Source organism: Rothia sp. HMSC076D04, from assembly GCF_001814645.1.
GTDB classification, from domain to species: Bacteria; Actinomycetota; Actinomycetes; order Actinomycetales; family Micrococcaceae; genus Rothia; species Rothia mucilaginosa.
Genome location: NZ_KV817365.1, coordinates 116,888 through 130,035 on the forward strand (window position 1 = coordinate 116,888; position 13,148 = coordinate 130,035).

Genomic DNA, 13,148 nt, shown 5'->3' on the forward strand with positions numbered 1-13,148 from the left:
GACACGATGAGCGAAGCCCGCGCCCTCTACGCCCCCGAATGGCTCACCTACCCCGAGCACCCCGAAGCCCTGTCCCGCACCATCTGGACTGATTCCTTTACCCGCAATGAGCAGGGCGAGCTCTGCATTGACGGTATGACCGTCAGCGACCTGGTTGCTGAGCACGAAACCCCGCAGTACGTCTTCTCCGAGACGACCTTCCGCGCCCGCGCCCGCGCCTACCGCACCGCTTTTGAGCAGGCTTTCGCCGCGCACGGTGCGAAGGTGAGCGTTTACTACGCCGGTAAGTCGTTCCTGTCTACCGCTGTGGCGCGCTGGGCGACCGAGGAGGGGCTGTGCCTGGATACCGCCTCCGGTGGTGAGTTGGCGTTGGCTCTGCGCGCGCAGGTGCCCGGTGCGAATATCGCCCTGCACGGTAATAACAAGTCGGAGGCTGAGATTGCCCGCGCGATCCGCAACGGCCTGGGCCGCGTGGTGGCTGACTCGGTGGACGAGCTCAAGCTCATTGAGCGCGTGTACGCCGAGCTTGCCGCCGAGCGTGTAGCGGAGGGAGAAGAACCGTACGCCCCGGTTCCGGTGCTGATTCGCATCACCCCCGGCGTGCATGCCTCGACCCACGAATCCATTGCGACCGCGCACGAGGACCAGAAGTTCGGCATGTCCCTGCAGCCCGGTACCGCCGCGCTCGCGGGTTTGGACGAGGAGGAGCTGGAGTACTGGGGTGTTGAGGCTACCGATTCTTACGCGGCTCTGGCTGCCGCGATTCTGAACGCGACCGATTCCCTGGATTTCCGCGGTATTCACTGCCATATTGGTTCGCAAATTTTTGAGGCGGAGGGCTTCGAGCAGGCGGCAACTACCGCCCTGGAGTTCATGAACCGTCTCAACCGTGACCTGGGCGTGATCCTGCCGGAGCTGGACCTGGGTGGCGGCTACGGTATTGGCTACACCGAGGCGGATCACCCCCGCTCCATTACCGAGGTGACCGAGTCGATTGCCGCTTCCGTCGCGGCGACCTGCGAGCGCTTGGGCATGGCGATTCCGCATATGTCGTTCGAGCCGGGCCGTTCTATTTCTGGTCCTTCGGGTGCGACCCTGTACACGGTGGGCACCATTAAGAACGTGAGCATTGAAGATGAGAACGGCGAGATTCGTGTGCGTCGCTACGTTTCGGTGGACGGCGGTATGAGTGATAACGCCCGCCCGGTGCTGTACGAATCGGATTATTCGGTGACCCTGGCGAATCGTGCCCCGGCGGGGGAGCAGGTGCTCTCTCGCGTGGTGGGTAAGCACTGCGAGTCTGGCGATGTGGTGGTGCGCTACTGCTACCTGCCCGCTGACCTGCAGGCTGGCGATATTCTGGCGGTTCCGGCGACCGGCGCGTACTGCTATGTGCTGGGTTCGAACTATAACTTCTTGACTCGCCCGCCGGTGATTGCCACTGCTGAGGGTAAGCCTTCTCGCGTGATGATTCGTCGTCAGCGTGAGGAGGATATGTTGGCGCTGGATATGGGTTCGGATATCTAAGAACACTGTCTGAACATCATGAAAAACCGTGAAGTTCCCGTCTCTGCCATGGACGCCGTGAGGTGGCGGTTGCGGGTGGGGTCTTCACGGTTTTGTGCGTTCACAACATGACAGAAGATAAGGTTCACCTCATCACTGTGAGGGATACCTCATCTCAGAGAGTAAAAGTCGCAGCTTGAGGCTGCTGAGCCGTCCCCGGCTCTTGATAAAGTGGTTGTTGAGTGCGTGCTCTGCGCCGCATCCACACCGTAGCCCGAAGAGATACCGGGGCGAACCCGGAACAGACCGTAGAAAGAGACTATCGTGGCTGAAAAGATCAAAGTAGCACTGCTCGGTGCCGGTAATGTCGGTTCCCAGGCTGCTCGCATCCTGGTCGAGGATAACGCCGTCCTTGAAAAGCGCATTGGCGCCCCCGTGGAGTTGATCGGTATTGCTGTGCGCGATACTAATGCATCCCGCCACTGGAATGCGGACCCCTCGCTGTACACCACCGACGCTGAATCCCTGATTGATGCGGCGGATGTGGTCATCGAGCTGACCGGCGGTATTGAGCCGGCTCGCACCCGCATTCTGCGTGCTCTGAAGGCGGGTAAGTCCGTGGTCTCCGGCAACAAGGCGCTGCTGGCTAAGCACGGCGTGGAGCTGCAGGCTGCCGCTGATGAGTCCGGTGCTCAGCTCTCTTACGAGGCTGCTGTTGCGGGTGCTATCCCGATTCTGCGCCCCCTGCGTGACTCCCTGGCTGGTGACCGTGTGACCCGCGTTCTGGGCATCATGAACGGCACCACCAACTACATTCTTGATCAGATGGACACCACCGGCGCATCCTTCGCGGACGCACTGGCTGAGGCTCAGAAGCTCGGCTACGCGGAGGCTGACCCGACCGCTGACGTTGAGGGCCACGATGCCGCGTCGAAGGCTGCGATTGTTGCTTCGCTGGCGTTCCACTCTGACTTCACCATCGATGATGTGCACACTGAAGGCATTACCTCCATCACCGCTGATGATGTTGCGGCTGCGGATGCTGATGGTTACGTCATCAAGCTGCTGGCCATTTGTGAGCGCGAGGGTGCGGACGGCGCGAACATTCGCGTGAACCCGACCCTGATTCCGCGTCAGCACCCGCTGGCTGGTGTGCACGGTGCGTTCAACGCTGTGTTCGTTGAGGCGGAGAACGCTGGCGAGCTGATGTTCTACGGTCCCGGTGCGGGTGGCGCTCCGACTGCTTCGGCTGTTCTGGGTGACTTTGTGTCTTTGGCTCGTCGCCTGGTGCTGGGCGGTCCCGGTGTTCCGGAGACTTCTCACGCTCAGTTGCACGCAACTAGCCTGGATAACGTGATTTCTCGCTACTCGGTGGGTGTTCTGGTGGAGGACCGTCTGGGCGTTCTGGCGAATATTACCCGTATCCTTGCCGAGCACGGTATTTCTGTTGATTCTCTGCGTCAGTCCACCCCGAAGGAGGGTGTGGCTCAGATTCGTATGGTCACCCACTCTGCGAAGGACGCTGATTTGCGCCGTGCGATTGCTGTGATTGACGCTCTGGACACTGTGCGTGAGGTGAACTCGGTCATCCGCGTGGAGTCCGAGAAGCACTAAGGCCCAAAAGCGTTATCTATGTGCGGCACGCGCCGCTCACTAAACGTGCGATGTTCGCTTGCGGGTGCATCGCTCACTAACTAACCCGCGTACCCGCTACCGCGCCGGACCTACGGAAGGTCCGGCGGGCGGGGCGCCAAGATTGAAGGAGAAGCCAATGGCACACGTGTGGCAGGGCGTTATCAATGAGTACCGTGACCGTCTGCCCTTCGCAGATGATGTAAAGGCTGTAACCCTGGGCGAGGGTGGTACCCCGCTGATTCACGCGCCGGCACTGTCTGCTGAGACCGGTAACACCGTTTACCTGAAGTTTGAGGGTATGAACCCGACCGGTTCGTTCAAGGACCGCGGTATGACCAGCGCGATGACCGCAGCTAAGCGTGACGGCGCGAAGGCTGTTGTGTGTGCTTCGACCGGTAACACTTCCGCGTCGGCTGCTGCGTACGCTCTGCAGGCTGGTATGCGCTGTGCAGTGCTGGTTCCGGACGGCAAGATTTCTATGGGTAAGCTGTCTCAGGCTATCGCTCACGGTGCTGACATCATTCAGATTGACGGCAACTTCGATAACTGCCTGGAGATTGCCCGCAAGCTCAGCGAGAACTACCCGGTGTTCCTGGTGAACTCGGTCAATCCCTACCGTATTGAGGGTCAGAAGACCGGTTCGTTTGAGGTTGTTGACACCCTGGGTGACGCTCCCGATTACCACCTGCTGCCGGTTGGCAACGCGGGTAACATCACCGCGTACTGGAAGGGCTACAAGGAGTACTCGGAGCCTTACACCAACCGTGACGGTGAGGTTCTGGAGCCGGTTGCGACCAAGCGCCCGATCATGTGGGGCTTCCAGGCTGCTGGTGCTGCACCGATCGTTGCTGGTCACCCGATTGAGGCTCCTGAGACCATTGCGACCGCGATCCGTATCGGTAACCCCGCGTCGTGGGAGAAGGCTGAAGCTGCTCGCGATGAGTCCGGCGGCGTGATTGAGGCTGTCACCGATGAGGAGATTCTGGAGGCGCACCGCTGGCTGTCTGCCCGCGAGGGTGTCTTCGTGGAGCCGGCTTCGGCTGCCGGTGTTGCGGGTCTGCTGAAGAAGCACCGCGCCGGTGAAGCTCCCGAGGGTAAGACCATCGTCATCACCGTGACCGGTCACGGTCTGAAGGACCCGCAGTGGGCTCTGCAGGCTGTGAACGGCGTGAAGGTTGAGCCGACTAAGGCTCCCTTCGACGTGGTTGCTGTGGCAGATATTCTCGATTTGCACTAGCCTATTCATACTACGTTGTGCACTCCGTCCCGATTTTTCGGGGCGGGGTGCACCTGCATGACAGCCCTTTTTGTATCTTTCACCTATTCACTCATTACGTCACCGATCGCGAGGTTCTTCTCATGTCTTCCCTGCATATTTCTGATATTCCGGTGGGCGCGTCCGTTAAGGTTCGCGTTCCCGCTACGAGCGCTAACCTGGGTCCCGGCTATGACAGCATGGGTTTGGGTCTTGGCTTCTATGATGAGCTGGTTGTTGAGCGTATTGAATCCGGCCTGGAGTTTGAGCTCAGCGGTGAGGGTAGCGCGGATGTTCCTCGCGACGAGAGCCACCTGGTTTTGCAGGCGATGAAGGCTGGTTTCGCGGCGGCTGGTTTGGATGAACTGCCCCCGGTGAAGCTGATTGCTGATAATAAGATTCCGCATTCTCGCGGTATGGGTTCTTCGGCGTCGGCTATTGTGGCGGGTGTGGCTGCGGCGAGCGGTCTGCTGCCGGAGGAGCACCGTCTGAGCCGTGAGCAGATGCTGCAGGTCGCCTCCGATATGGAGGGCCACCCGGATAACGTGGCTCCGGCGATTTACGGCAACCTGTCGGTGTCCTGGGGTGAGATGGGCAACTGGAAGACCTTGATTATTCCGGTGCATCCTGATGTTCACCCTGTGGTGGCTGTGCCCGATTATGAGGTGTCGACGAAGCTTGCTCGTTCGCTGATTCCTGAGGAGATGCCCCACGTTGAGGCGGTGGCGAACTCCGCTCGTGCGGCGTTGCTGGTGCGCACTCTCTCTGATGCTCCCGAGTACCTGATGGATGCGACCGTGGATTACCTGCACCAGGGGTACCGCGTGACCGCGATGGAGCCGTCCGCTGTGCTGGTTGCGTACCTGCGCAGTCAGGGTTTTGCTGCGGTGATTTCTGGCGCTGGCCCGACTGTTTTGACCTTTGCGCACGGCGATGAGCAGGTGCAGCAGGTGCAGGAGGCTATTGCCGAGTTCGCGGCGACTCACCCCTGTAGCGCTATTGTGGATTGTCGCCTGGACTGGCGGGTTCTTCCTCTTGAAATTGATACTGAAGGTGTTATAGTTACTCAGTAGGACGTTATTAGTTCGTCCTATGTTGAGGTTCGCCCGTCGTTCAATGTAGACCGTCGATACTATCCTTCGTAACGTACTTCCGTTTCCCCTGATGCCTCAGATGCTTTGTGTATCTGGGCGGGAGCCGGCAGGGTTCGGGGGAGTGCCTTTGGATTCCACGTCTTTCTTTGTTTCTGACGCATAGGGGAAGACTTTTCTGGAGGTTCGGTTTCGCGGCGGGTGCCCTTTCAAAGTGACCATTCCATCCTCTTCATCTCGTGTAGATGGTTCTTAGAGATGATGGTTTGGGCTTGCCCACATTTGTGATAGAGCGCCTTATCTTCCGTGTGTGCTCGCTGTGTCTGAATCAGCGGGTACGGTAAGAGACGCGAACCGCCTCCAGTGCGGTTCGAGGGAGTCGAAGGTGCGGACTGCTGTTTTCTTTCGGCAGTGTCTAAGCCTTTGACCGCGCTATAGCGTTCGCCCGATCTTTATTCTGAAGATTTTCAGGGCTTATAACCAAAGGAATTGTAGTTGGCAAAGAATATTGTTGTCACCGATGAGTACGGTACGGCGGCTGCCGCACCGGAACTTGCAAACTTGAAGGTCGCGCAGCTGCGTGTCCTCGCCCAGCAGCTTGGTATCCGCGGCTATTTGAAGTTGAAGAAGGCTGAGCTGGTTCAGGCTCTTGAGGAGCATCAGCGTGGCGGCGCCGTAGCCGCTCCTGCTGAGCCCAAGGCTGAGACTCCCGCTGAGTCTGCCCAGACTCCCGATGCTGAGAAGGTTGAGGAGTCTAAGCCTCGCCGTACCCGCCGTACTCGCGCCCAGAAGGATGCTGAGGCGAAGGTGGAGAAGGCTGAGAAGACCGAAAACGCGGAGGCTGCTGAGGCTCCCGCCGAGGGCGCTGAGAAGGCTGAAAAGTCTGAGAAGCGTACCCGCTCTTCCCGCCATGAGACTCCCGCTCAGAAGCGTGCGCGCGCTCGCCGCGCCGCTGAGGGCGAGGACGCATCGGCTGAGAAGTCCGAGAAGACTGAGAATAACGAGAAGCCGGAGAAGCGTACCCGCCGCACCCGCACCCGTAAGGAAGAGAAGCCCGCTGAGCTTCCCCCGCTGGATGTGCGTGCTGAGCTGGCTGCTGAGCGTATTGGTGAGCGTTCGGAGCAGGTTGACCTGCCCGGTAACTCGGCTGAGCTGAAGGCTACTACCGCTGACGGCACCGCGAGCCTGGACAGCCTGAACGCTGCCCTGGACATGACTTTTGGCACCCCTGACGGTGAGAAGAGCTCGAAGCGTACTCGTACCCGTGAGCGTCGCCGCGACCAGGATGGTGAGCGTACTGAGCGTCGTTCCAAGCGTGACCGCCAGGCGGAGCGTGCAGAGCGCAATGCTGAGCGTAGCGAACGTGCCGAGCGTAAGGCTGCTGAGCGTGCAGAACGCGCAGAGCGTGCCGAGCGCACTGAGCGCCGTTCCAAGCGTGACCGTCAGGCTGAGCGTGCTGAGAAGCAGGCTCGCCGCCGCGAGGAGAACGAGCCTCGTCTGAGCGAAGACGATGTGCTGGCACCGATTTCCGGTGTTCTGGACATTCTCGATAACTACGCTTTCGTGCGTACCACCGGCTACCTGCCCGGCACCAACGACGTGTACGTCTCCCTGGCTCAGGTGAAGAAGTACAACCTGCGTAAGGGTGACCACGTGCTCGGCGCGATTCGCGTGCCGCGTGATGGTGAGTCGAACAGCCGCCAGCGTTTCAACGCGCTGGTTCAGGTTGAGGCGATTAACGGTCAGACCGTTGAGGAAGCAGCTAACCGCCGCGTCTTCTCGAAGCTGACTCCGCTGTACCCCAAGGAGCGTCTGCGCCTGGAGACCACCCCGAAGAAGCTGGGTACCCGCGTGGTGGACCTGGTGTCTCCGATTGGTAAGGGTCAGCGTGGTCTGATTGTGTCCCCGCCGAAGGCGGGTAAGACCCTCATGCTGCAGTCCATTGCGAATGCGATTACCGTGAACAACCCGGACGTGTACCTGATGATGGTCCTGGTGGATGAGCGTCCTGAAGAAGTGACCGATATGCAGCGCACCGTCAAGGGTGAGGTTATCGCCTCGACCTTCGACCGCCCGGCTGAGGATCACACCACTGTGGCTGAGCTGGCTATTGAGCGTGCGAAGCGTATGGTGGAGCTCGGCTACGATGTGGTCGTGCTGTTGGACTCCATGACCCGCCTGGGCCGCGCATACAACCTGGCGGCTCCCGCATCCGGTCGTATCCTCTCCGGTGGTGTGGATTCTGCCGCACTGTACCCGCCGAAGAAGTTCTTCGGTGCTGCCCGCAACATTGAAGAGGGCGGCTCGCTGACCATTCTGGCTACCGCCCTGGTTGAGACCGGCTCGAAGATGGATGAAGTGATCTTCGAAGAGTTCAAGGGCACCGGTAACATGGAGCTGCGCCTGTCCCGTCAGCTGGCGGATAAGCGTATCTTCCCGGCTGTTGATATTAACGCTTCTGGTACTCGCCGCGAGGAGAACCTGCTCTCCCCGGATGAGATCAAGATTATGTGGGGTCTGCGCCGTGCCCTGGCGGGTATGGAGCCTGAGCAGGCTCTGGGCGTTCTGACCAACCAGCTGCGTAAGACTGAAAGCAACGTGGAGTTCCTTCTGACGGTTCAGAAGAACGGTCTGCGTCTGGTCGACTAAGGCTCGTATCTCACGCGCCCCACCTCCTCATGTGGGTGGGGCGCGTGAGACGTTCGTTTTGCGCATCCCTGTTGTGTGGGGTGCGAGATGTCTAGTGCCTGCCCGTGCGGCATAAAGTGCGGGAGATGGAAGAGAGAACAGAATGTTTGAATCTATTCAGGTTCTGCTGGATGAGCACACTGACCTGCAGAATCAGCTTGCTGACCCCGCTGTGCAGGCGAACCAGGGTAAGGCACGCCGTGTGGGCCGCCGTTACGCGGAGCTGACCGGTATTGTGACTGCGTACAACAAGTACACTTCGCTGAAGGATGACCTTGAGGCTGCTCGCGAGATGGCTGACGAGGATCCGGATTTCGCGGCGGAGATTCCCGGTCTGGAGGAGGAGCTGGAGGTTGCTCAGGAGAAGCTGCGCCGCCTGCTGATTCCGCGTGACCCGGATGATGGCCGTAACGTCATTCTTGAGGTGAAGGCTGGTGCCGGTGGTGACGAGGCGGCTCTGTTCGCTGGTGACCTGCTGCGCATGTACATGCGTTATGCCGAGAACAAGGGCTGGAAGACTGAGATTATTTCTTCGACCAGCACCGATGTTGGCGGTTACAAGGACGCCCAGATTGCTATTAAGGGCTCCTCGAATGAGCCTGCTGAGGGCGTGTGGGCGCACCTGAAGTATGAGGGTGGCGTGCACCGTGTGCAGCGTGTTCCGGCGACTGAGTCTCAGGGCCGTATCCACACTTCTGCTGCTGGTGTTCTGGTGTTCCCCGAGGTGGATGAGCCCGAGGAAATCGAGATTAACCAGAACGACCTGAAGATTGACGTGTACCGTTCTTCGGGCCCCGGTGGTCAGTCGGTGAACACCACTGACTCGGCGGTGCGTATTACTCACCTTCCGACCGGTATTGTGGTGGCGATGCAGAATGAGAAGTCTCAGCTGCAGAACCGTGAAGCTGCGATGCGCGTTCTGCGTGCGCGCCTGTTGGCTCACCAGCAGGAGCAGATTGACGCTGAGAACGCGGCACACCGTGCTTCGCAGGTGCGTACCATGGACCGTTCGGAGCGTATCCGTACGTACAACTTCCCGGAGAACCGCATTGCGGATCACCGTACCGGCTACAAGGCGTACAACCTGGATGCTGTGCTGAACGGCGACCTGGAGCCTGTGGTTCAGTCCGCTATTGAGATGGACGAGGCGCACCGCCTCGCTCAGGTGGGCCAGGAACAGAAGTAGTTCTGTGCAGACGTAGGTTCTGTATATAGACTCTTGTCGATTCACTGAATCGACGTGAGATGTTGGTGAGGGGCTCGCCGCTACGGCGGTGGAGCCCCTTAGCCATATGCTGTGACAGGTTTTGAGCTGTTGAGAGAGCGTAAGGAGAGCTCATGAAGGTGAATGTGCACGACCCGCGCGGGGAAGAACTCGCGCAGGTACTCACGCGCGCCACCGCGGCACTGGCGCAGGTGCCCAGCCCCCGCGTGGACGCCGAGCTCCTCGCCGCGCACCTGCTCTACGACGGTTCGCGCTCGCGCCTACAGCACGCCGCGCTCATGGGGGAGCGGCTCACCCCCGCACAGGTCGCAGAGTACGAGGCGCTGGTCGCCCGCCGCGCCTACCGCGAACCGCTGCAGCACATCACCGGCTCCGCTCCCTTCTACCGCCTAGAACTGGCAGTCGGACCGGGCGTGTTCGTACCCCGCCCCGAGACCGAGCTACTCGTCGAAGAAGCCCTCAAAGTGCTAAGCGCACGCACAGATTCGGCAACCGGTGCGCTGCGCATCGTCGACCTGTGCACCGGCTCCGGCGCTATCGCCGCGGCAATCAAGAGCGAGCTACCGAACGCCCAGGTGTTCGCGGTGGAGCTCTCGGAAGACGCCATCCCATACACCCGCAAGAACCTGGAGCCGCTCGGCGTGCACCTGGTTCAGGGGGACGCCCTCACAGCCCTGCCCGAACTTGCCGGAACCTTCGACGCGGTGCTCTCGAACCCTCCGTACATTCCGCCGGCGAACGTACCCGCTGACCCGGAAGCCGCCCTGCACGACCCGGACATGGCACTGTACGGCGGGGGAGAGGACGGCATGCAGATGCCCTCCGCGATTGCCGCCCGCGCCTTCGAGCTTCTTACCCCCGGCGGCCTGTTCATCATGGAGCACGACGACACCCAGGAAGACGCCGTCGCCGAGCTGTTGGCGCGTGTCGGCTTCGAGGGCTGCTACCCGGTGCATGACCTGAATAATCGTCCGCGTCATAGCGTCGGTTATAAACCGCGCCCACTAGAGCCTTTAGACTAGTAGATGCACCACCTAGCCCGTGCCGGGCTGCGTGAAGGCAACGCGTCCTCCTCCTCAGCCAGCTCAAAGCCCGCGAAATATGGTGAACCCCCGGAAGAGCGCTTCCACATGGCGCGTTGTGGGTGCCGGTGTCTCGCCGCATCCAGAAAAACATGAGAGAATAAGACCCGTGACTGCAAAGCTGTACCCCGTAACGACTGAAACTGAGACCCGCGAGGCCATTGAAGCTGCCCGCGAGGCGCTGAAGGCGCACGACACGATTGTGATGCCCACCGATACCGTCTACGGTATTGCCGCCGATGCTTTCTCGCATCAGGGCGTTGCCAAGCTGCTGGCAGATAAGGGCCGCGACCGCACCATGCCGCCGCCCGTGCTGATCTTTGATCTTGCTGCGCTCGCTGGCGTGGTCGACGACGTTCCGAACGATATTTACGATCTGGGTGGTCGCTTCTGGCCCGGCGCGCTGACTATGATTCTTCACGCGTACCCGTCACTGAGCTGGGATTTGGGTGAGACCCGCGGTACTGTTGCCGTGCGTGTTCCCGATGATGAGTTCGCCCTGAAGCTGCTGACTGAGCACGGTCCGCTGGCGGTTTCGAGCGCGAACAAGACCGGTCAGGAAGCCGCACTGGATGCGCAGACCGCCATGGATTCGCTGGGTGAGGATGTCGCCGTGGTGATTGATGGTGGCGCTCGTCCTAAGCCGCTTGAGTCTGAGCCGAATGAGGACGGCGTGGTTGTGGTGACTGAGCGTGACCCGGCACCGTCGACGATTCTGGATTGCACCTCCTTCCCCTACGTGGTGGTTCGTGAGGGCGCAATTTCAGTGGAGGAGCTGCGTGAGGTCGTTCCGACCATTCTGACTCGTGCGGAGGCTGACGAGCAGGCAGCTCGTAAGGTTGAGGAAGCTGAGACTGCTTCTTCTGCGCCGTCTGAGTCGACTCCTTCTGAGCGTGCTCTGGATGAGCAGGCTGACCTGGATGAGGCGTACGAGCAGTGGGACAGCACCCACACTGTGAGCGGTGAGCCTGCTCGTCGCGCTTCGGCACCGGTTGCCGGTTCTGTCGCTGCGTCTCTGCTGGGCGCTACTTCGGCTCTGTCTTCTGCTTTCAGCACTGGCGTGGATCAGGAGCGTTCGCGCGGCTACCGTGACAACACTCCGAAGCCGGTTCGTGCGGATGAGCCGCAGACCCACCCGGTTCCTGCTGATACTGCTCGCGCGCTGGTCTTTGGCGAGTCGAAGATTGAGACTGCCGCTCAGAGTGCACCCGCTCAGAGCGAGGCTAAGCCGGCAGAAGCTAAGGCTGAAGACGCTAAGACTGAGGCTACCAAGACTGAAGCTGAGGCAAAGACCGAGCAGAAGGATGCCCCGGAGGACCACCTCTAAACCTCTGCGGGTTATAGCGCTCGGGTATAAATCTCGGAGCATAAAAACGTATAGGGAACCCCCGATATATCGTTCAGATATATCGGGGGTTCCCTTTCGTTATGAGTCCTCTAGGTTATGCGCCCCTAGGCTGCATACATCAGGCTGCCTGCCTCAGGTCGTGCACCTTTAGGAGAGCACGCGCGCTACCTAGTTCTTCTCGAAGCGGCGGTCCTTCTTCTTACCCAGCGCGGTGTGGGCGTTGCGCAGTACTTCACGCACGCGCGGGGTGGGCAGAAGGTTGTTGTCGCGCGCCCAGGAGTCATCAATGCCCTGGCCAAACCACATAACCTCGACCTTACGTACGGAGCCTGCGAACTTGTCGTTCATCAGCTCGGAGACGGTGTAGCCCGCCTTGACGGCTGCGCGGCAGAGCCATTCGGGCAGGTGCAGCGGCTTGCGGCGGCCTGCATCCAGAGTTGCGGAGGCGACGGTTGCGCCTTCCCAGGGCTGCAGGACAATGGTGGGCAGTTCGCCGGGGAAAGTGCCGAGCATGACCACGAATTCTGCGAGGGCGTGCACACTCGAGACGGGCGACTTGCCGGTGCCTGCACCCGCAACGGAGGCGAAGGGGGAGGACGCCATCTTAGCGAAGAGTTCGGTGGTGCGGCGGCCGCGGCCCTGGACACTGGTTGCGCGCAGGATGCACAGCTCGGGTGCGCTGTCGGGGTGCTCTTCGAGGAAGTAGTCCTGTAGGTCGAGCAGCGCTTCTTCACCGAGTGCCTTGGAGAAGGAGTAGGCGCTGAACGGGTTGGTCTCTTCGGAGGCATCCAGCACGAGGCGCGGGCCCTGTACGGCTGCGGAGGAGAGGTGGATGACGCGGCGCACGCCGGTGCGCTGTGCGGCAATTGCGATGACTGCGGGTAGCAGTGCGTTTGCGCCGACGAGCGGGGGCAGATCCTGCATATTGGGTGCTGCGAGGCCCGCTGCGTTGACGACGACCTGTGCGCCGGCGAAGGCTTCTGCGAGGGAGTCGATGATGCCTTCAAGCTGGTCTGCTTCGTCGATAATGCTGTCTACGTCGAGGGCGCGGGTTGCGAGTCGAGGTGCCTCAATGGGGTCGACGCTGATACCTTCTGCGTTCAGTCGCGCGACGATGGAGGAACCAACGAAGCCGCTGGCGCCAATGACTTTCCACTTGGATTCAGACATCTCTTTTACCTCTCATGAGCCCGCGTACATTGCGGGGAAAAATGGGGTCAGTTCAACTTTCCCATATTTGAACAGTTTATGGGGAATTTGTGGGGTTTTATTCGGTCTCTGGTCGTTTTTTCGCACGGTATGCACAGCGCAGACACAG

The 13,148-nt window shown here is 60.4% G+C and carries 9 protein-coding genes; 8 read left to right on the forward strand and 1 reads right to left on the reverse strand.

Annotated elements, in window-relative coordinates; translation table 11 throughout:
* The first annotated feature begins 6 nt into the window (after positions 1-6).
* The 8 genes from HMPREF2980_RS02915 to HMPREF2980_RS02950 all read left to right on the forward strand — a co-directional run bounded on the left by HMPREF2980_RS02915 (position 7) and on the right by HMPREF2980_RS02950 (position 11,809).
* Entirely contained in the window at positions 7-1,527 is a 1,521-nt protein-coding gene (locus tag HMPREF2980_RS02915; protein ID WP_070629504.1) for a diaminopimelate decarboxylase family protein, read from the forward strand.
* Positions 1,528-1,830: 303 nt separating this feature from the next.
* Complete coding sequence (locus tag HMPREF2980_RS02920; protein WP_070690084.1) at positions 1,831-3,120, forward strand: homoserine dehydrogenase; 1,290 nt, start codon at positions 1,831-1,833, stop codon at positions 3,118-3,120.
* Positions 3,121-3,277: 157 nt separating this feature from the next.
* Positions 3,278-4,378 (forward strand): threonine synthase, encoded by a 1,101-nt coding sequence (thrC, locus tag HMPREF2980_RS02925; protein WP_070604619.1) that lies wholly within the window; start codon positions 3,278-3,280, stop codon positions 4,376-4,378.
* 122 nt (positions 4,379-4,500) lie between these two features.
* A complete protein-coding gene (thrB, locus tag HMPREF2980_RS02930; RefSeq protein ID WP_049326915.1) occupies positions 4,501-5,469 on the forward strand; it encodes a homoserine kinase in 969 nt (322 codons plus the stop codon).
* A gap of 513 nt (positions 5,470-5,982) precedes the next feature.
* The gene (gene rho, locus HMPREF2980_RS02935; protein ID WP_070690086.1) at positions 5,983-8,136 is read left to right on the forward strand and encodes a transcription termination factor Rho; all 2,154 of its coding nucleotides are present in this window, start codon (positions 5,983-5,985) and stop codon (positions 8,134-8,136) included.
* 142 nt (positions 8,137-8,278) lie between these two features.
* Positions 8,279-9,361: a peptide chain release factor 1 gene (gene prfA, locus HMPREF2980_RS02940; RefSeq protein ID WP_005506482.1), complete on the forward strand. Its 1,083-nt coding sequence runs from the start codon at positions 8,279-8,281 to the stop codon at positions 9,359-9,361.
* A gap of 152 nt (positions 9,362-9,513) precedes the next feature.
* Positions 9,514-10,422: a peptide chain release factor N(5)-glutamine methyltransferase gene (prmC, locus tag HMPREF2980_RS02945; RefSeq protein WP_070690088.1), complete on the forward strand. Its 909-nt coding sequence runs from the start codon at positions 9,514-9,516 to the stop codon at positions 10,420-10,422.
* 169 nt (positions 10,423-10,591) lie between these two features.
* Positions 10,592-11,809 carry an L-threonylcarbamoyladenylate synthase gene (locus HMPREF2980_RS02950; RefSeq protein WP_049340671.1) on the forward strand — a complete coding sequence of 406 codons (1,218 nt, stop codon included), beginning with the start codon at positions 10,592-10,594 and terminating at the stop codon, positions 11,807-11,809.
* A 189-nt stretch (positions 11,810-11,998) separates the two neighbouring features.
* On the opposite strand, the gene HMPREF2980_RS02955 is transcribed toward HMPREF2980_RS02950, so the two are convergent.
* Positions 11,999-13,000, reverse strand: coding sequence for an NAD-dependent epimerase/dehydratase family protein (locus HMPREF2980_RS02955; protein ID WP_070690090.1), 1,002 nt, complete (start codon positions 12,998-13,000; stop codon positions 11,999-12,001).
* Between the last annotated feature and the right edge of the window lie 148 nt (positions 13,001-13,148).

Coding starts and splice junctions, on each gene's coding strand:
- HMPREF2980_RS02915 (WP_070629504.1), top strand. CDS start 7: ATGAGCGAAGCCCGCGCCCTCTACGCCCCCGAATGGCTCACCTACCCC.
- thrC (WP_070604619.1), top strand. CDS start 3,278: ATGGCACACGTGTGGCAGGGCGTTATCAATGAGTACCGTGACCGTCTG.
- thrB (WP_049326915.1), top strand. CDS start 4,501: ATGTCTTCCCTGCATATTTCTGATATTCCGGTGGGCGCGTCCGTTAAG.
- prfA (WP_005506482.1), top strand. CDS start 8,279: ATGTTTGAATCTATTCAGGTTCTGCTGGATGAGCACACTGACCTGCAG.
- prmC (WP_070690088.1), top strand. CDS start 9,514: ATGAAGGTGAATGTGCACGACCCGCGCGGGGAAGAACTCGCGCAGGTA.
- HMPREF2980_RS02955 (WP_070690090.1), bottom strand. CDS start 13,000: ATGTCTGAATCCAAGTGGAAAGTCATTGGCGCCAGCGGCTTCGTTGGT.